Annotated in this window: 17 protein-coding genes; 7 read left to right on the top strand and 10 right to left on the bottom strand. The window is 65.1% G+C overall.

Features of this window, described 5'->3' with window-relative positions:
* The first annotated feature begins 65 nt into the window (after window positions 1-65).
* Window positions 66-191 (top strand): hypothetical protein, encoded by a 126-nt coding sequence (locus QGN30_RS19290; protein ID WP_263644111.1) that lies wholly within the window; start codon window positions 66-68, stop codon window positions 189-191.
* A 121-nt stretch (window positions 192-312) separates the two neighbouring features.
* On the opposite strand, the gene QGN30_RS19295 is transcribed toward QGN30_RS19290, so the two are convergent.
* The gene (locus QGN30_RS19295) at window positions 313-1,524 is read right to left on the bottom strand and encodes a cytochrome P450 (RefSeq protein WP_009953700.1); all 1,212 of its coding nucleotides are present in this window, start codon (window positions 1,522-1,524) and stop codon (window positions 313-315) included.
* Between the two features lie 39 nt (window positions 1,525-1,563).
* A complete protein-coding gene (locus QGN30_RS19300; RefSeq protein ID WP_009953698.1) occupies window positions 1,564-2,817 on the bottom strand; it encodes a cytochrome P450 in 1,254 nt (417 codons plus the stop codon).
* A 229-nt stretch (window positions 2,818-3,046) separates the two neighbouring features.
* Here QGN30_RS19300 and QGN30_RS19305 point away from each other — a divergent pair, with 229 nt between their 5' ends.
* Both QGN30_RS19305 and QGN30_RS19310 read left to right on the top strand, forming a co-directional pair.
* The gene (locus tag QGN30_RS19305; protein WP_014379499.1) at window positions 3,047-4,003 is read left to right on the top strand and encodes a hypothetical protein; all 957 of its coding nucleotides are present in this window, start codon (window positions 3,047-3,049) and stop codon (window positions 4,001-4,003) included.
* 79 nt (window positions 4,004-4,082) lie between these two features.
* Window positions 4,083-5,105, top strand: coding sequence for a hypothetical protein (locus QGN30_RS19310; RefSeq protein WP_014379498.1), 1,023 nt, complete (start codon window positions 4,083-4,085; stop codon window positions 5,103-5,105).
* A gap of 15 nt (window positions 5,106-5,120) precedes the next feature.
* Here QGN30_RS19310 and QGN30_RS19315 read toward each other — a convergent pair whose 3' ends face one another.
* The 3 genes from QGN30_RS19315 to QGN30_RS19325 all read right to left on the bottom strand — a co-directional run bounded on the left by QGN30_RS19315 (window position 5,121) and on the right by QGN30_RS19325 (window position 8,033).
* Complete coding sequence (locus QGN30_RS19315; RefSeq protein ID WP_009953694.1) at window positions 5,121-6,281, bottom strand: thiolase family protein; 1,161 nt, start codon at window positions 6,279-6,281, stop codon at window positions 5,121-5,123.
* Window positions 6,282-6,583: 302 nt separating this feature from the next.
* Window positions 6,584-7,711: an amidohydrolase family protein gene (locus QGN30_RS19320; RefSeq protein ID WP_009953692.1), complete on the bottom strand. Its 1,128-nt coding sequence runs from the start codon at window positions 7,709-7,711 to the stop codon at window positions 6,584-6,586.
* 133 nt (window positions 7,712-7,844) lie between these two features.
* On the bottom strand, window positions 7,845-8,033 hold the full coding sequence (locus QGN30_RS19325; RefSeq protein WP_372457228.1) for a ferredoxin: 189 nt from the start codon (window positions 8,031-8,033) through the stop codon (window positions 7,845-7,847).
* Window positions 8,034-8,186: 153 nt separating this feature from the next.
* Here QGN30_RS19325 and QGN30_RS19330 point away from each other — a divergent pair, with 153 nt between their 5' ends.
* Complete coding sequence (locus tag QGN30_RS19330; RefSeq protein ID WP_036396783.1) at window positions 8,187-9,023, top strand: SDR family oxidoreductase; 837 nt, start codon at window positions 8,187-8,189, stop codon at window positions 9,021-9,023.
* On the top strand, window positions 9,023-9,961 hold the full coding sequence (locus QGN30_RS19335; protein ID WP_009953686.1) for an alpha/beta hydrolase: 939 nt from the start codon (window positions 9,023-9,025) through the stop codon (window positions 9,959-9,961). The genes QGN30_RS19330 and QGN30_RS19335 overlap by 1 nt, the downstream gene beginning before the upstream one ends.
* Here the strand turns inward: QGN30_RS19335 and QGN30_RS19340 are convergent.
* From QGN30_RS19340 to QGN30_RS19350, 3 genes are read right to left on the bottom strand one after another with little or no spacing between them, the layout of a single operon-like run.
* Window positions 9,958-11,088 carry an acyl-CoA dehydrogenase family protein gene (locus tag QGN30_RS19340; RefSeq protein ID WP_009953684.1) on the bottom strand — a complete coding sequence of 377 codons (1,131 nt, stop codon included), beginning with the start codon at window positions 11,086-11,088 and terminating at the stop codon, window positions 9,958-9,960. The two genes, QGN30_RS19335 and QGN30_RS19340, sit on opposite strands and share 4 nt — an antisense overlap.
* A gap of 18 nt (window positions 11,089-11,106) precedes the next feature.
* Window positions 11,107-12,306, bottom strand: coding sequence for an acyl-CoA dehydrogenase family protein (locus QGN30_RS19345; RefSeq protein WP_009953683.1), 1,200 nt, complete (start codon window positions 12,304-12,306; stop codon window positions 11,107-11,109).
* Window positions 12,307-12,322: 16 nt separating this feature from the next.
* Window positions 12,323-13,993, bottom strand: a complete 1,671-nt coding sequence (locus tag QGN30_RS19350) for a thiolase C-terminal domain-containing protein (protein ID WP_326565309.1) — start codon at window positions 13,991-13,993, stop codon at window positions 12,323-12,325.
* A 153-nt stretch (window positions 13,994-14,146) separates the two neighbouring features.
* Here QGN30_RS19350 and QGN30_RS19355 point away from each other — a divergent pair, with 153 nt between their 5' ends.
* Together QGN30_RS19355 and QGN30_RS19360 are read left to right on the top strand one after the other, a co-directional pair.
* A complete protein-coding gene (locus QGN30_RS19355) occupies window positions 14,147-14,911 on the top strand; it encodes an SDR family NAD(P)-dependent oxidoreductase (RefSeq protein WP_038535400.1) in 765 nt (254 codons plus the stop codon).
* A gap of 12 nt (window positions 14,912-14,923) precedes the next feature.
* Window positions 14,924-15,718, top strand: a complete 795-nt coding sequence (locus QGN30_RS19360) for an SDR family NAD(P)-dependent oxidoreductase (protein WP_038535398.1) — start codon at window positions 14,924-14,926, stop codon at window positions 15,716-15,718.
* A gap of 38 nt (window positions 15,719-15,756) precedes the next feature.
* On the opposite strand, the gene QGN30_RS19365 is transcribed toward QGN30_RS19360, so the two are convergent.
* Both QGN30_RS19365 and QGN30_RS19370 read right to left on the bottom strand, forming a co-directional pair.
* On the bottom strand, window positions 15,757-16,923 hold the full coding sequence (locus QGN30_RS19365) for an acyl-CoA dehydrogenase family protein (protein WP_038535397.1): 1,167 nt from the start codon (window positions 16,921-16,923) through the stop codon (window positions 15,757-15,759).
* Window positions 16,924-16,927: 4 nt separating this feature from the next.
* Window positions 16,928-17,953 carry an acyl-CoA dehydrogenase family protein gene (locus tag QGN30_RS19370; protein WP_038535395.1) on the bottom strand — a complete coding sequence of 342 codons (1,026 nt, stop codon included), beginning with the start codon at window positions 17,951-17,953 and terminating at the stop codon, window positions 16,928-16,930.
* Window positions 17,954-18,140 lie beyond the last annotated feature (187 nt).

Here is an 18,140-nt window from a genome sequence, read left to right on the forward strand (position 1 = left end):
CGGTCCGCTCACAGCAGGACCGCGCTATCAGCTCTCGCACATCGGCGTCGGCGGCGAGGAAGACAGTGGCGTCCCACCCGGCCATCACCCGATCGAACAACCACCCGCCGGCGTCGTCGTCCACCTCGATGACGCTGTGGGCAGCGACATCCAGCCGATACCTGATGTCCAGCCCGCCGGCGCGCGAGTGATCGACTTCGCCTCCCGCGCGCCCACCGAGATCGCCGTTATCTAACGATCGAGCAGCTATAGCTTTCCAACTCCATTGACGGAGGCGACATTCCCCTCCCCCTCGCTGTCGGGACTCATAGCTCACCGGGGAGCAGCGCAGACGTGGAGTTCTGCGTGCCGACGGACCAACAGGCTGTCCACCCACCGCGGTGCGCGATCCTCGTCGAGCGTGAAGCATCGGGTCTGCTCGAGGATTGCGCCGAGCACCGCACGGGCTTCGATACGCGCGAGAGCCGCCCCGACGCAGAAATGAATGCCGTGCCCGAAAGCGAGGTGACGTTTGGGGGATTCGCGCGTCAGGTCGATTCGGTCGGGGTGTTTGAACTGAGCGGGGTCGCGGTTCCCGGCCGCGAAGAGAAGCAACACCGTGGAGCCCGAGGCGATCTCGACGCCGCCGAGCGTGGTGTCTCGTGGCACGCTGCGCATCATTTGCCGAAACGGTGACTCGAGCCGCAGCGCCTCCTCGACGAAAACATCGATGTCCTGCGGCTTTTCGCGCAGCCGCTGTTGTAATCCGGGATTTTCAGCGAGCATCCCGACCGCATTGCCCAGCAGGCTGGTCGTGGACTCCCCGCCGGCGCTTAGCATGGTGTGCAGGATGATGGTGGCCTCCCCGATGCGCAAGGTGCCAGCATCCAGCGCCCGCCGAACCGCCAGCAGGATTCCCTCTTCTCCCCCCTCGCCGGTGCCCGCGATCTGATCGGCGATCCAGGCCTCGATAGTCTCGGTGCGCGCGACAAAAGTACTGAGCTCATCCATTGACATCGTGCCGCCCACCATCGTGGTGGAGTCAAAGGCCGCTTCCAATAGTTGCATGGGGTCGATGTCGCGAAAACCGATCAGCCTGGCCACCACGGTGATCGGCACCATGTTGCCGATCTTCGCCATGAAGTCGAAGCTGCCGTCATCTAGGGCTTGCTTGACTGCGGCCGCTGACAACGCGCGAATGTCGTCCTCCAGGGTGCGCATGCGCCGTGCCACTAATTCGGGGAAGACCGCGCGCCGATGCGTGGTGTGCACGGGCGGGTCCGCGGTCGCCAGCGTCGGCATGGCCGCCTCACCGAAATCGAGGCGCGCAGGCAGTCCATCCTGATCGCGGTAAAGCAGACAACGCATGATCGAGGAGAAATCCTCGGGCCGCGCGACCGCCTCCGACAACAGTGCGAAAGTGCTGATTGCGACGACGTCCGTACCAGGCACCATCCAGACCGGCGCCTGCTCCCGCAGCATCGCGTAGAAGGCGTAGGGGTTCTGCAGGACTGCCGGGTCTAGCAGCATCGATGCCGTCAACATCGTTATCTGTCCGCGTTCAACGGGAATTCCCCAGGGCCACTACGACACCCACGCTAGTTCGACCCGTTGCCACCCGTTGAGCAGCGCCGTCGGGTTGCGTTCCAGCGGCGCATCGGTCAATTTGAGGCGGTCGAGGTAGGGCAGCAGCCCGCCGATCGCCGCGCGCACTTCCTGCCCTGCCAGGTGAGCACCCAGACAAAAGTGGATGCCGTGACCGAAGGCCAGGCTTTTACCGGGAGGACGAGTGATCAAAAAACGATCGGGCTCGTCGAAGCGACGCGGATCGCGATTCGCGGCGGCCATGTGCAGAGCGATGATGGCCCCCTTCGGAATCGTCGTACCAGCGACGACGGTGTCTTCGGTCGCCTCCCGAAATGCGAACTGGATCGGCGTCGTCAGCCGGTTCGCCTCATCGACGGCGTTGGGCAACAACGACGGATCGTCGAGCAACAATTTGAGCTGGTCGGGGTTGGCCAGCAGTTCGACCACGGCATTGCCGATGAGGTTCGTGGTCGTCTCGTTGCCGGCGACCATGATGGTGATCGCCACCATCAATGTTTCGACGTTGCTCAGCGACTCGTTGTCGATCGCCGCGACCATCGCACTGACCAAATCATTCCTCGGCTCAACTCGCCTCGCTTCGATCAACGGCACGAAGTAGGTGCTGAACTCCTTGATCGTCGTCAACATCAACTCGTTGCGTTCGGCGGCACTGCTGAAATTGCCGCCGGCGGCGGCGGCGAAAGCGTCGGACCAGCACTTGGCGCGCCCGTACTCGCTTCGGTCGATACCGAGGATGTGGCAGATCATCTCCACCGGCAGTGGAATAGCCAGCCGCTCGACCAGGTCGAAGCTGGGAAGCTCGTCAATACCGCTTAGGCAGCGGTCGACGATCTTGGCGATCGCGTCAGCCATCTCCTTGATTCGAGGGGGTGTGAAACCCCTGCTCACGATTCTGCGTATCCGGGTGTGTTGAGGCGGGTCCGCGGCGGCGATGGTCTTGGCGGAGGCCATCTCGTTCATGTCGACGGGAATCCCCGCGGTCAGGGCCATGAGTCGCTCGATGACCTCGGGCTTCATCTCGGCATCCGCCGGTGCTGAATCTCCCTCGTAGGGGTTGGGACGGGACGAGAAAACAGCGGGATTGGATTGAACGGCCTTCACATCATCAAATCGCGATATCACCCAGATATTCGTACCGGTCCGGTAGACCGGAAACCGCTCTCGCAGCGCCGCGTAAACCGCTGGCAACTCGTCAGCGGGACCAGGCTTGAACGGGTCGAACTCCAGCACGCTTCCCTCCGTCGACAATGTCCCTCCTGTTCACTGGCGAACGCCTGCGAGCCATGTTGCAACCGGTCGATCAGCACTAAGCTACAAGGCTGTGTTCGCTATAGTAGGATGTTATTTCCCACTGAAGCAAGGACCGGTAGATTAAAAAGCACTCAACGTCATCCATCGCAGCACCGCTTGAGTGCTGACGTATCTCTGAGGAGATGAGAAAGTGTTCCCCGCCCACGTTATGGAGGTGGCAATCGCCTCGCCCGACGACCCGGGGCGATCTCGCACCGCCATTGGTCATGCTCTGAATTGGTGGAACTGCGCGAGCGGGCAGCGGACCCAGATTGCGTTAATTCCGTCAAGCGGGATCACCGACCGCTGCGACGCGTTCATCGCCCTCTTCGACCCGATGGGCCGCGATGTCGTTGAGGTGATGGGTGACGTAGAGCGCGCAAAGCGAGCCGGCAAGTTGGTACTCGTTTGGCTCATCGCCGAATCACCTTCGCACGGGCCCAGTTCGGACGACCAGAGTTGGCTTGACAACGTGACGCAGCGACTGACAAGGGAAGGGATCTGTCCGCGCTACATTGGTCATGGGGATGCTGACTTCGAGGGCCGCTTGCAAAGCGCGATTGCAGCCGATCTGACCGACGCCGATCTCGGCGCGCTGACCGTGGAATCCGAACGCATCGCATCGGCACGGCAAGTAAGGATCTACCGGACGCCAGTGGCGTTTCTTGGCCCGCAGATCTGGGCCGTGACAGTGGTGAATCACGGCACCTCTTTAGCCGTCGACCTACAGGTCTCGGTAGGCGCGGTCGACTCCAAAGGACGCGCTCGACCCGGCGGTGCCAAACGCTCGACGCAAGCGATCGCCGACGTCGTCGCCAAGCTGAGCACTGGTCCGTGGCCCGACGAGCATCACCCACTGCTCGAAAGGGGCGGGGCCTTACCAACTCGGCAGCCGGCGTTCCTAGCCAACCGGATGGACCTTGTTGCTGCCCACAACGCAGTGGACTTCCCGCGCTGGCTACGGCCAAACCAACACGCTTCCGCCCTTTATTCGTTGGAACCCAACGCTGCACCCGACGTGCGGATCAAGTTTGAAGACGATGCGGGCCAGGTGTGGTCCAGAGCGAACGACGCTGAACCCGAGAGGGTTTCGTCAATATCACGAAGTTCAGGCGAGCTGCGGTAGCGCTATCGCCGCCGAGTAGAGCGGAAGGCTCGTCGTGTCATCAGATACCCGCAGGCCCATTAGCATCCCCTCCTACGAGGTGGTCGGTGATTGGGCAGAACTGTCCGCCGTCCCGGGTGCCCCGTCCTGTTGGGTGCACAACGCTGTCGTCGCCACCGACGGTGGCGAGATCATCAGTTTCCACGCCGGGCGACTCGTCGCGTTCGACACCGGAGGCCGTCTGCTCCGCGTGGTCGACACAGACCTCACCGAAGGCCATGGCATCACTCTCGTGCGCGAGGGCGATGACGAACTCCTCTGGGTGAGCGATCCAGGGTTCGTGTTCAGCTGCGGCGCCGACGACGGAGACCCCGACTGGACTCCGATGTTCGGCAAGGGAGTCCGCTGCCAGACCCGGGCACCCCGAGTGGTGAAGATGACCGTGGACGGTCAGATCCGGTCCGAGTTGCCTGTGCCCCAACAGAATCCGGACATCCCCGCCGGCCCGATGGGACCGTATTGTCCGTGTGGTTGCGCTGTGGACGAGGAGCGGTTCGGTGGAACGGGCGACATCTGGGTGGCGGACGGATACGGGTCAGGTGTCGTGCACCGCTTCGACAAGCAGGGAAACCATCGGTCGACGCTGACCGGTGAGGAAGTCGGCCAACGACTCGCATGTCCACACGCAATTTTCATCGATCGCCGCAAAACGGTCCCTGAGCTCTACGTTGCCGACCGAGTCAACACCCGCGTGCTGGTCTACGATATCGGCGGCCGCTATCTGCGGTCCTTCGGTGAACAGTTCCTCAACAGCCCCAGCGATTTTGCGCAGTGGGGCGACCTGCTGGTCGTCGCCGAGCTCTATGGGCGAGTGGCCGTACTCGATCCCGAGGACAATCTGCTGGGATACATCGGCGACGACCCCACTGCCGCCCCGGGGTGGCCGACCCGGCCGGGCTGGCCCAACACGCTCGCCGGCGATGGGCGTACGGAGATACCGCACCTGCCCAGCCACGATCGCTTCAACTCCCCGCACGCTGTCGCAACGGACCCCGACGGAAATCTCTATGTGTCTGAATGGCTTTTGGGCGGCCGTTACACCAAGCTCACCGTCCAGCGCTGAGCGTTCGGGCTCGAGTTAGATCCGTTCGACGACCATCGCTGAGCCCATCCCTCCCCCGGCGCACATCGCCACCACCCCGATGCGCGAATCGCGGCGTGCGAGTTCATGAACGATCGACACCACCATCCGAGCGCCAGTCGCCGCGATGGGGTGGCCAAGACTGATACCGCTGCCGTTCACATTCACGATTGACTCGTCCAATCCGAGGTCACGCGTGCACGCCACGGCCATCGTGGCGAACGCCTCGTTGATCTCGAAGAGGTCCACGTCGTCCACTGTGAGACCGCTGCGCCTGAGCGCCAACGGGATTGCGGTCACCGGGGCCATTCCGGTGTGTTCGACCTCCACGCCCACAGATGCCCAACCCCGGATCCGTGCCAGCGGTGTGAGGCCGCGACTGGACGCGAAGTCAGAGCCTCCGATAACCAGCGCGGCGGCGGCATCGTTGATGCCCGCAGAATTTCCGGCAGTAACGACCGCATCGGGTAGTTCCGGGTGCAGGACCTTCAGCCCGGCGAGCGCGTCGGGCGTGGTGTCTCGCGGGTGCTCGTCGGTGTCGAACACAGCTTCGCCGTGGTTGATTGGGACGGTGACGATCTCGTCATCGAAGTAGCCCTTGGCAATCGCGTTGAGCGCCCGCTGCTGTGAGCGTGCGGACCAGGCGTCGGCTTGCTCGCGGGTAACATGGTGGAGCCGGGCGGTGTTTTCACCGATGGTGACCGACATATCGAAAGCGGGAATGCCGGGGGCGTCGGGATGGCTCTGCGGCGACCATGGGGTTGGTTCTTGGGCACCTGGTGCCACCTTGGTCAGCCGCGGCATGGTGCTCGCGCTTTCCGTTCCACCGGCGACGATCACGTCTGCCATGCCGGCCATGATGGTGGCCGCCGCCAACTGCACGGCAGTGGCGCCCGAGGCGCAGTGCCGATTGATAGCCACCCCGGGCACGTTGGTCATGCAGAGGCGCACTGCGATGTTGCGCCCGATCACCCCTCCGCCCTGCAGGGACTCCGCGAGCAACAGGTCGTCGAGGTCAGCCACGGAGATCTGTGACCGTTCGACGGCCGCGGTAACGGCGACCTCGGCGAGTTCGTAGGCGTCGACTGACGTCAGGGATCCCTTGCGGGCCCTGCCGATTGGTGTTCTAGCGGCCGAGAGTATGAGCGCGTCAGGCATTGTTGTCGCTTCCGTCGAAGGTTGGGTGCGGCGGTTGATCGGTCATAAAGTCGCTGTCCGCTTCGCGCCGAGTAGGTCGGCGATGAGATCGCGCCGCAGGACCTTTCCGGTCGAGGTTTGCGGCAGCGCGTCGCGAATGACCACCGGCGTCTTCGAGCCACGCAGCCGGCATCGCAGTCGCTTTCCCCGTGTGAGGTCAATCATTCGGTCACCTTTCATCATGCGCAGATGAGCACGCCCGCGGTATCCGAGCTGGCACGGGTAAACGGCGCGGTTGCCGGGTCGTCACGAGCCGGCCGGGTTTAGACCCAGAAGTTGTACAGGGCCCGGGCGTTGAGTTCGACGATCTTGCGCGCTTCCTCGTCGGGTACGTCGACCAGGTGTTCGGCGAGCAGCTTGCGGGTGTGTGGCCAGTTGGAATCCGAATGCGGGTAGTCGCTTTCGAACATGATGTTGTCCACACCGATGCGGTGACGCTGCTCGATCCCGGACCGGTCGGAGATGAAGCACCCGTAGATGTGCTCGCGGAACAACTCCGAGGGCAACTTGTCGGCGTTGATGTTGCACCAATACTTGTGCCGCCCGAACGAGTAGTCGATGCGCTCCAACAGATAAGGCATCCATCCGATACCGCCCTCGGACAGCGCGACCTTGAGTTTGGGGAACTTGTAGAACACCTCCGACATCAGCAGGTCGACGGTGGCCATCATCGAATTCAATCCGAACAATGCGATGCCGATGAACAGGTCGCCGTCGGGGGCGAGCCCCTGCGGCATCCCACCGGAGCCGAAGTGCATGGACAGCGGCAGTTCCGCTTCCTCGCAGATGCGCAGCAGCGGATCCCAGTGGTCGGTGTGAAACGACGGCAGTCCGATCTTGTGCGGCGCCTCGATGAACGAGATGGATTTCGCGCCCTTGGCCGCGGTGCGCTCGACTTCGGCGACCGAGGCCTCGACATCCCAGAACGGAACCATCATCAGTGGGATCTGACGTTCCGGGGCGTAGCCGCACCATTCGTCGAGGATGAAGTCGTTGTAGGCGCTGATGCACAGTTTGGCGAAGTCCTTGTCCTTGGCCTTGTGAAATGTGCTGCCGGCGAATCCGCCGAAGTTGGGGAAACACAGCTGCGCCCACACGCCCTCGGTGTCCATGTCCTTGATGCGGTCGGCGATTTCATGACATCCGGGCAACATGTCGTCGTAGCTGCGCGGGTCCATGCCGAAGTCGCGTGGGTGCTTGCCCGCAACGGCGTTGAGGGCAAAGTTGCCGGACTGGCTGCCCTCGTAGAGCCAGGTGTCGTTGCCGTCGGGCAGCTTGACGATGCGCGGAGCCACGTCGGCGTACTTGGCGGGGACGCGGTCCAGCCACACTCGGGGGTGCTCGATGACGTGGTCGTCGACGGAAATGATCTTGGCGTCGTCGGGCAGCATTAAGGACTCCTCATGGCACAGACGGATAAACAAGCTCGCAGTCAGCTGTAAGGCAGACTTCCCTCAGAGTAGAACGATAAGTTCGTATTCTGCAACGTTCGTGTGCGATGTAGCGTTGCAACAAGCGCTGAGGTCAGTCCGCAGGTAGTCGCAATGCCTGCTTAGGGCAGGCAATCACCGCGTCAGTGACGGCGGACTCCACCTCGGGTGCCGGTTCCGGAAACAGGATCTCGACGACGTCGTCATCGATAAGTTCGAATACTTCGGGCGCCGCTAGCACGCATAATCCATTGGCTTCACAGAGATCGGGCTCGAAAGTCACCTTCACAAGTCGAGTAGACCATCACATTCTTTCTAGGACAACTAGGGTTTCCTCCATCGCATATTTTAAGTTGCTTTTATGGCACACTACGGCTTGTCGGCGGATTCGTCGGCCAGCGGGGCCGATGGTGATCCACCGATGGAGAGGAGCCGGATGACTGTGAACAACGTCCTGGTGATCACCGGGGGTGCGGGCGGCATGGGGCTGGCCTGCGCCCGCGCGCTGGCCGATCGTGGCCGCCTGCTGCTCGTGGACATGCGCGAGGATCTACTCGACCAGGCGCGCAAGGCGCTGACTGGGCACGGGGCCGACGTCGAGACGCTGCGCTGCGACGTGACCTCCCCCGCCGATGTCGCCGCGGTCGCCGATCGGGTACGCGAGCTCGGGCGTCTGCGCTGCCTCGTGCACACCGCGGGTGTCTCACCGGAAATGGCCGGTGCGGCGACGGTGCTCGACGTGGACCTGGCCGGATCGGTTCGAATCACCGACGCCTTGCTCCCGTTGGTCAACCCGGGGAGCTCCGCGATCCTGATCGGATCGATCGCCGGATACAGTGACGTCCCCGCGGGCGTCGAGCCGTTGCTGGACGATCCGCTGGCCGAAGGGTTCTTCGCCACGATCGAACAGGCCATGGGCCAAGAGCTCGACAGTGCCACGGCCTACGTCCTGGCCAAACGCGGCGTGGTCCGGCTAGCAGAACGGCTGGCCACGCCGTGGGGCAAAAGGGGCGGCCGCACCGTCGCGATCTCACCCGGCCTGATCGACACACCGATGGGCAGGCTGGAACTGGATCGTCAGCAGATCATCCCGGTCATGATCGACGTGACCCCGGTCAAGCGCCCAGACCGACCGCTGCCCGGGCGTCCCGAGGACATCGCCGCCGCGGTGGCCTTCTTGGAGTCCGACGCCGCGGGGTTCATCTCCGGCTGCGACATCCGCGTCGACGGTGGTCTCGTAGGCGCGGGCAAGCACCTGATGGGTGTCGGTTAATGGCGACGATCAAAGCCACCTGGATCGACCCGGAGATAAACGAAAGTTTGGATGGATTCCCCGATTTCGACTTCTCCATCGACACGCTTCCGGCCATGCGCGCCGGATCGATGTTCGAGCCGCAGTCCGCGCCCGACATCGAGCGCCTCGAGCTGACCACCGAACGCGATGGCGTCGCTCTGTCGCTGCTACGACCCGTCGAAGCCGCGGCCGAGCCGCCCGTCCTGTTCTGGATGCACGGCGGCGGGATGGTGATCGGTAACCGGCACATGGACGATGCCCGCCTGATCGAGTGGTGCCGCTGGTTGGGTTGCGTCTGCGTCAGCGTCGAATACCGGCTGGCACCCGAATCGCCTTACCCCATGCCGCTGGACGACTGCGAGGCCGGGCTGCGCTTCCTCTTTGAACACGCCCATGAGCTAGAGGTCGACCCGCAGCAGGTCGGTATCGCCGGACGCAGTGCCGGCGGGGCACTGGCGGCGGGCCTGTCGCTACGGTGGCGCGATAATGTAAACGCCCCCTTGGCATTTCAATACCTGGAATATCCGATGCTCGATGACCGCGGCCGCACCGAGTCGAGCCAGCTCGAAGGATTGCCGGTGTGGACCCGGGAATCCAACGCGTTCGGCTGGCGCAGCTATCTCGGCGACCGGTATCGCACCGAAGACGTGCCAGAAGATGCGGCGCCTGCGCGGGCGACCGAATTAAAAGGTCTGCCAGCGACTTTCATCGCCGTCGGCACGGCTGACTGCTTGCGCGATGAGTCGATCGATTTCGCCGCGCGACTATCCCGGGCGGCGGTGCCCACCGAACTGCATGTCTACTCAGGCGCTGTGCATGGCTTCGACATGTTCGCCGACACCGCCGTGGCGCGAACCGCGGCACGCGACAGCGCGGACTGGTTGGCCCGCCAGTTCGGCCGGCGAACGGTTGCCTAGGCGGTAGCCGTTTCCAGCACCGCCGCGAGCCGCTCGTGGTGCAGATAAGGATCACCGAACAGGACCTGGTTCGCCTTGGCCCGACGATGGTAGAGATGCAGGTCGTGTTCCCAGGTGAAGCCGATACCACCGTGCACCTGAAGGGCCTCACTGGTCAGAGCGGCGATCGCCGAAGAGGTGTACGCCTTTGCGACGCTGGCGGCTTCCTCGGCATCATCCGCCTCGGCGGCCACGGCCATCGCGGCGTAATAGGTCGCGGCCTTCGAAGCTTGCAGCCACATCCGCATCGTCGCGCACTTGTGTTTGACCGCCTGGAAGCTACCGATGGGGCGACCGAACTGGACCCGCAGCTTTGCGTACCGGACAGTCATCTCCAGCACGGCCTCACCGACACCGATATTGTCAGCGCTGACAAGTACTGCACCACAGCGATTTTGGTGTGCAACCGCCGTTTCCGCAGCGTCGCCTGCGTGCAGCAGCGCCGATGGCGGCACCGCAACATCGTCGAACACGACCTCGTCGAGGCGCCGGGTGATGTCGAGGGTGTGCTGGCGCCGCACACCGATTCCTGCGGACCGTCGGTCGACAAGGAATTGCGCCACGCGGCCTCCCAGCTGGGCGGTGACCAGAATCCAGCCCGCGGCGTCGGCGTCTTGCACCGCGACCTTGATGCCGCTCAGCCGGAAGCCCCCGGCATGTTCGGCAGCCACCGCGCACACTCCGTCGGCGTCCCACGGCTGGCGCGACTCCGCGAAGGCCCACGCTGCGACGCCCCGGGCACTTGCCAGTAGCGGCAATATCTCCGAACACAGGTCGTCGCGTCCGGATTGTGAGATCGCCACTGCCGCAAGGGTATTACCGATGAGCGGGCCCGGCTGCACCGTCCTGCCGTGTTCCTCGGCGATCAGCGCGACGTCCACCAGATCGCGCCCCAAACCGTCATATTGCTCGGCGATGAGTAAGCCGGCCCACCCCAGTTCCGCGCCCAACTGCCAAACGCGCTCGTCGTAGCCGCGCTCATCGGAATCGGCGAGTTCGCGCACACGACTGATCAGCGATTCGCGCGCCAGGAACTTGCGGCTGCTTTCCACGAGCATCCGTTGTTCATCACTCACGGTGAAATCCACGACTTACCTCCGAAGACGTCAAGAACCGCGCGGTTCCCTGGGCAGTCCAAGCGAACGCTCGGCGATCATGTTGCGCAACACCTCATTGGCGCCACCGGCGATCGTCAGAGCCCGCGAATAAAGGAATGCGTCCTGCCACCAACCGCCCGCGATCGCCTCGGGGTCGTCTTCGGTGAGCAGCGCATCGGTGCCCTGCAGCCCGAGCCCGAACTCGGTGAGCGCGAGATTGGTCTCGCTGTAGAGCACCTTGGCCAAAGGAGCATCGCCGGGATCGGAATCGCCACTCAACGCGCGCGACAAGTTGTACTGGCCCAGCCGAACGCTGACCCGCGCGGCCGCGTACAGCCGGCCGATGTCTTGGCGGACCGTATCGTTGTCCAGCGCTGGGCCGGATCCGCGCCGCAGCGACCGCGCCATCACCACGGCGTCACGTACCGCACGCACCTGGATGATGCCCGCGGTGCCCACACTGGAGCGCTCCTCAACGAGACTCGTGGTCGCGACCTTCCAGCCTTGGTCGACTTCGCCGAGCACATTGTTCGCAGGTATCCGTACACCATCGAAGAAGACTTCGTTGAAGTCGCTGGTGCCGGTGATCTCGCGCAGCGGCCGCACGTCGACGCCCGGGCTCGTCATGTCCAGGACGAACGCGGTTATGCCGGCATGCTTGGGTACATCGGGGTTTGTTCGGGCCAACAGGTAGCCGAGTTGGGCGTGCTGGCCGTTGGTGGTCCAGACCTTTTGACCGTCGACGACGAAGTCATCGCCGTCGCGACGCGCGCGCGTGGTCAGGCTCGCCAGGTCGCTGCCCGCGCTGGGTTCGCTGAATAGTTGGCACCAGATGTCTTCGCCGGTCCGGATCCGGGGCAGGTAGCGCCTCTGCTGGTCGGGGCGCCCGCAGTGGATGAGGGCCGCGGCGGCCAGCAGGCCGGCACCGATCGGCGTGGGTACCCGAGCCCGCGCCATTTCTTCGCCGACGACCGTCGCGCGCAGCGCATCTTTGGTGCCGGCACCGCCCCATTCGGTGGGCCAGTCAGCGCCCACATACCCGGCCTCAAACAGCTGGGCGGTCCACGTCCGCAGGGCGGGAATGTCTTCGGCGTCGGGTGCGCGCACCCCGGCTTTACCCAGTGTGCGCACCCGCGGGCGGTGCTGCTCGAGGAAACTTCGGACCTCGGCGCGGAAACTCTCGATCTCCGGATCCTGTTGCAGCTTCATCCGTCCGTCCTGCGCATCAGTTCTCCCGTCTCAGCAGCAGCGCTCCACCGGGCGTACCGCCGCCGGTAGTGACGACCGCAACCTGTGCGTTGGCGACCTGTCGCCCGGCCGCCTCGCCACGCAGTTGCGCGATGGCCTCGGCCAAGAAGCCGAAGCCGTGGGTCCGTCCGGCAGACAACTGACCGCCGTGGGTATTCAGCGGTAACTTCCCGTCCAGCGCGATCGTGGTTCCGCCGTCGAGAAAATCCGCGGCCTCGCCGACACCGCAGAACCCGAGCGCCTCCAGCCACGAGACGGCGTTGAAGGTGAACCCGTCGTAGAGCTCGGCGACGTCGACATCGTCGGGCCGCAGGCTGGTTCTGGTCCACAGGTGTTTCGCGGGACCAAACACCTGCGGTTCGTGCGTGAGAGTGTCCTGGTCCCAAGAGATCCGGTCGAGCACCTGGGTTCCGACCGCTTCAACCAGCACCGGCGGTTTCGGCCGATCCGCCGCGGTGTCAATCGATGACACGACCACCGCGATCGCCCCGTCGCACGGCACGTCGCAGTCGTAGAGGCCGAACGGCGAGCTGATCATCCGTGCTGACAGATAGTCGTCCAGGGTGAGGCGATCGCGGTAGATCGCGGCCGGATTGCGCGACGCGTTCGCCCGCGCCGTCAGGGCGATGGGGGCCAGCGTCGAGGCGCGGTCACCACCGTAGCGCCAGAAGTAGTGCGAGGCGTTGACCCCGATCCAGTTGGCTGCCGACATCGCGCCGAACGGCGCGCGCCACTCGAACATGCCCGACGCCCGGCTTTCCCCTCCCGCGGACTTCGCGCGCCTGGCCAGGGCGGTATGGGTCGATTCCCAGACTGTCCGAAAGCACAACACGTGCCGGCACAGTCCGGCGGCGACGGCGAGCATGGCGGCCACGACGCAGCCGCTGGGCCCGGGGACTTCGGCCCCACCCGCAATCCAGGTGGGCCGGATGCGCAATGCCTCCTCGACCGCGGTGACCCCGCCCTCCGACATCCCCCCGGCAAGTCCGCCCGGATAGGTGGCCAGGCCGTCGATGTCGGCCAGGTCTAGGCCGGCGTCGGCCACGGCGCGCGGGCACGCCGTCACGGTCAGCGACAACGGATCGACCATGAGGCGACGCCCGATCGTCGAGCTGCCGACCCCGGTGAGCGCCACCTTGTCCTCGAACTTGCGGGTGGACGACATGGGCCGCACGTCGCTTGTGAGATCACGGGGCCCGGGGACCGGGCCGGCATCGGCGGCCTCGGAATCCGGTTCGAACAGTGGAATCCAGATATCGTCCTGCCGCTCGAAAACCACCCTGACCCGCAGACCGATGGCGACGTGTTCGGGTGCGCAGCCGACGATGTTCGTGGTGAGCCGGGCCGACGGGTCTTCGGCGATCGCGACGACGGCGACGACATAGGGCGGCGGGAAGCGCGGCAGCCATTGCTGATGGTTCACGGTGAAACCGACGACCGTCGCGCGTCCCGACACCGGCGTCATCGCCACCTCGAAGCTGCGGCAGTGCGGACAGATCGGCTGCGGCGGGTGGTGGTACCGGCCGCACGTTTGGCATTGAGCGATCCGCAAACGCCCGTCGGCTCCGCTGGCCCAGAACGGCTCGCTGCTGACGCTCGTGTGGGGCAACGGCCGCACGGCCGGCTCGGCGGGGCCGGGCTCTGTCATCACACCTCCGGTCACAACCGACGAACAACCAACACGAACCGTAACAGATAACGAATATATGATCGGCCGTAATAGTAGAGCGTCACTCTACTCAGCTGTACGGTGAAGACCTTGTAAGAGGACAATCAGTCACGACAGCAGACAGGGGTTGGTGTGAAGGTCAAGGACAGCGCCGCGGTGGTCGTCGGAGGCGCCTCGGGCATGGGACGGGCGACCGCCGAACGGCTGGCAGAGCGGGGTGCACGAGTCGCCGTGTTGGACCTGCCGACGTCGGACGGGGCCGCCGTGGCCAAGGAACTGGGCGCCGGCGCGTCGTTTCACCCGTGCAACGTGACCGACAGCGACGGCGTGCAGACCGCGCTGGAGGCGGCCGTCGAAGACCTGGGAGCCCTGCACATCGCGATCAACACCGCCGGTGGCGGCGTGTCAGCACGAACGCTTTCCAAGAGCGGGCCGCATTCCCTGGATGCGTTCCGGTCCGTGATCGAGCTCAATCTGATCGCCACCTTCAATTTGAACCGGTTGCAGGCTTGGCATATGAGCCGCAATGAGCCCGACGACGACGAACGCGGCGTGATCGTCAACACCTCCTCGATTGCGGCGTTCGAAGGGCAGATCGGCCAGGTCGCCTATAGCGCCGCGAAGGCCGCGATCACCGGAATGACGTTGACCATGGCGCGTGATCTCGGCAGCCTCGGCATCCGGGTCACCGCCGTCGCGCCGAGCCTGTTCGCGACCGGGATCACGTCGCGGATTCCGGAGAAAAAGGCCGGTGAGCTGACCCGCGACGCGGCCTTCCCGCGTCGGATGGGCAAGCCCGATGAGTACGCCGCCCTGGCGCTGTCCATCGCCGAGAACCAGATGCTCAACGGGTCAACTATCCGACTCGACGCCGGCCAACGGTTCGCGCCCAAGTAGCCGGCGACGATCATGGATCTCGGATTCGCCGATGCCACCGCGGTGATCGCGGGGGGCACCCGCGGCATCGGACTCGCGACCGCGATGTGCCTCGCCGAACAGGGCGCGCGGGTTGGCGTCATCGGCAGGGACAAAGCTCGGCTGACGGAGACCGCCACGGCATTGGCGAACGCCGGCAGCCCGGAAGTGCTGACGTTGACCGCGGATCTGAGCTCGGCGTCGGAGGTCGACGCCGTCTTTGCGTTGGTTGGCGTGCGCTGGGGCCGACTCAACGTGCTGGTCAATGCCGCCGGTCCGACGGGGGCCGGTCGCTTTCAGGACCTGGGCGACGCGCAGTGGACGGCGGCATTCGACGAGGGGGTGTTGTCCGCGGTTCGGTGTGTGCGTGCGGCCTTGCCGCTGCTGCGAGCCGCGGAGTGGGCCCGGGTGGTGAACGTGACGGCAATGTCGGTGCAGCACCAGTCGGCGGGATTGGTGAGCTACACCGCGGCCAAGAGCGCGCTACTCAGCTTGACGAAGAACCTGGCCCGCAGCCTCGCGGGCGATGCCATCTTGGTCAACGCCGTCGCCCCGGGTCCGATCCTCACCGATTGGGCACGGCCGGTGCTCGCCTCCGCCGGGATCGCGACGGATGACCCGGAGGCGGCCTTCGGACTGCTGGGCCGCGCTCACGGCATGTCGGTGGACCTGGGTCGGCTCGGGCTGCCTCACGAGGTTGCCGCCGTCATCGCGTTCTGCGCCTCACCGGACAACACGTATATGACCGGCGCCCACCTCAACGTCGACGGTGGCAGTGACTTCCTCTGAGCGCGTTGCCTTCTCAGCGTGTTGTCCGGGTGCGCGCGTCACCGCCGAGGACGGCTGCGCGGGAACCCCAGCCGGTTCTCGACGATGAGGCTGCGCAGCACCTCACTGGACCCGCCGTAAATCGTTGTCGCGACCGCACTCCGGTAGTGCGCGTCCAAGGCGCCGTCCACCGCGCTCTGCGGATCGGTCCAGTCGATCATGCCCGCGGCCCCCGCGATGTCGATCGCCGCGGCCGACGCGCGCACGTAGCTTTCCGGCCCGAACAATGCCGATACCGGGCCTGGCTTGTCCCCCTCCGCGTCGAGGAAGGCCACCCGCAAGTCCAGCAAGTCGGCCACCTCCGCTTCCATCGCCATCCGGGCCAGGCGCTCGCGGACCAGGACATCGGCGATCAGCGCAGCGCCGTTGGGTCCACGGTGCGTGCGGGCGAACTCCAGCGCATCGTCGGCGACCCACCCCGTCCGCGAACCGGGCGCAACATTCTGTTCGGCCTCCAGCGCCGCCCGCATCACGGCAAAGCCCTCGTGTGCCTCGCCGACTCGGTTCGCATCGGCGACCCGGACATCGTTGTAGAACACGATATTGGTGCGCTCGTGACCCATGGTGTGCACCGCCCGGATCTCGATACCGGGCGTGTCAAGCGGCACGAGCAGCATCGTCAGGCCCCGAGGTCCCACCGATCCGGGCTGGGAGCGGGTCAGCAGGAAGCAATAGTCGGCAAGATGTGCGAACGTCGTGAAGATCTTCTGCCCGTTGACAATCCACTCGTCGCTATCGCGCTCAGACCGGGTCGCGCAGGCGAACACATCCGAGCCGCCCGCGGGCTCGGTGTAGCCCAGACAGATCAGAACCTCACCCGCGGCGACGCCAGGCAGGACTCTGGCTTTGAGTTCCGCGGAGCCGGTGGCGCGGATGGCGTTGGCGGGCAGCATCGTCGTACCGGGGCCGGCGGTGGGCACACCCGCCTTGCGCAATGCGTTCCACAGTGCGGCCGCCTCGAACGGATCCAGTCCGGCACCACCCTCGTCGACCGGCCACCCCGAGGCAATCCAGCCGCGCTCCCCCAACTTCCGGGTGAGGGCGCGATCAACGCCGTCGCCGTTCCGGCGCTCGTGCTCGATCACATCGCGGGTCACATGCTCGGCGGCGAATTCCTCTGCCTCGCGGCGGATTCGGGCCCAGTTCTCAGGTTCGCTGAAGTCCATCGAGTCACCGACCCTCGGTCGTCACGGGGCCGAACCGCCGGTCCGCAACAGTGAGCAGCTCGCGCCGCGGGTCGGTGAACGCTGCCGACCACGCTTTTGCCCTGCGGTAATACAGCTGGATGTCGTATTCCTCCATGAACCCATATCCGCCGTGGACGTGCAGGCTGTGCGTCGCCGCGTGGTAGGCCGTTTCGGCGGCGAACACGAACGCCATCGCCGCCAGCGCGCCGGCGTCGTCCTGCGCGGAATCCATTGCCCAGCAGGCCTTGCGGACCAGTAGCTGGGCGCCATCAAGGGCGGTGACCGCGTCGGCGAATGGATGCGCGACCGCTTGGTACATGCCGATGGGCTGACCGAACGCCTCGCGCACGATCGCGTAGCGGGAACCGATCGCCACGGCCTCGGAAGCCAACCCGACCAGCGCCGCCGCACGCAGCACGCGTACCTCGTCGACCGCGATGTCGAAGATCGAGCGCGCCTCACTGCCCTCGGCGAGGACGGTGGTTGCGCCCGGAGTGTGCCACTGGGCCAGCGACAGTCCACCGAGGTTGCGGTGTGCGGTCTTGGACAGGCCGTCCGGGCGGTTCACGTACGCCAGGGAGTCTCCGTCGAGGGTCAGCACAGCGTCCGCGATTGCGCCGTCGATTAGCAACTGCTGTGCTACCGGACCGGGTTGCGTGGCCAGCGACACGATGACCGATCCGCTTAGGACCGATGCCAGCAGTTCCTTCTCACGCAGGCGACCCAACAATCGGGCCGCGGCGGCGGCCTCGGCGACCGGGATCGGGGCGAGGCGTCGGCCGGCTTCCTCGGCCACCAATGCCAGTTCGAGGAGGCCGCCGTCCCCGCCCCCGCAGTCCGAGGGCACTCCGATACCAAGCGCACCGATGTCGGCGTAATGCCGCCAGAGCAGTAGGTCGAAACCTGTGGGCTCTGCGCTACGCACCCGCTGTGGCGTGGCCTGTTTCCCGAACAGGGCTGCGAACGCGTCGCGGACCGCGCGTTGCTCCCGCGTCAGCGATAGATCCACCTAATTCCTCCTGGCGATCGTGACAATGCTCGACATTCGGCAACACGCAAGCACCGTCGCAGAAGGAACGTTACCCGGTCCCGGACTGAAGCACGACGAAAAAGTAAACCTATATCTTCTTTTTCTGCACTCGATGCTAGAGTCAGTCGCACACCTAATTGTCACATTGGTTGAGTAGGGCACTTTG

It is taken from the genome of Mycobacterium sp. 3-98, from assembly GCF_035918355.1.
GTDB lineage: Bacteria > Actinomycetota > Actinomycetes > Mycobacteriales > Mycobacteriaceae > Mycobacterium > Mycobacterium intracellulare.

Excerpts from the sequence above, each read along its gene's own strand:
- QGN30_RS19305 (WP_014379499.1), top strand. The coding sequence starts at position 3,047 with ATGGAGGTGGCAATCGCCTCGCCCGACGACCCGGGGCGATCTCGCACC.
- QGN30_RS19335 (WP_009953686.1), top strand. The coding sequence starts at position 9,023 with ATGGCGACGATCAAAGCCACCTGGATCGACCCGGAGATAAACGAAAGT.
- QGN30_RS19360 (WP_038535398.1), top strand. The coding sequence starts at position 14,924 with ATGGATCTCGGATTCGCCGATGCCACCGCGGTGATCGCGGGGGGCACC.
- QGN30_RS19315 (WP_009953694.1), bottom strand. The coding sequence starts at position 6,281 with ATGCCTGACGCGCTCATACTCTCGGCCGCTAGAACACCAATCGGCAGG.
- QGN30_RS19365 (WP_038535397.1), bottom strand. The coding sequence starts at position 16,923 with ATGGACTTCAGCGAACCTGAGAACTGGGCCCGAATCCGCCGCGAGGCA.
- QGN30_RS19320 (WP_009953692.1), bottom strand. The coding sequence starts at position 7,711 with ATGCTGCCCGACGACGCCAAGATCATTTCCGTCGACGACCACGTCATC.
- QGN30_RS19345 (WP_009953683.1), bottom strand. The coding sequence starts at position 12,306 with ATGAAGCTGCAACAGGATCCGGAGATCGAGAGTTTCCGCGCCGAGGTC.
- QGN30_RS19295 (WP_009953700.1), bottom strand. The coding sequence starts at position 1,524 with ATGTTGACGGCATCGATGCTGCTAGACCCGGCAGTCCTGCAGAACCCC.
- QGN30_RS19330 (WP_036396783.1), top strand. The coding sequence starts at position 8,187 with ATGACTGTGAACAACGTCCTGGTGATCACCGGGGGTGCGGGCGGCATG.
- QGN30_RS19350 (WP_326565309.1), bottom strand. The coding sequence starts at position 13,993 with ATGACAGAGCCCGGCCCCGCCGAGCCGGCCGTGCGGCCGTTGCCCCAC.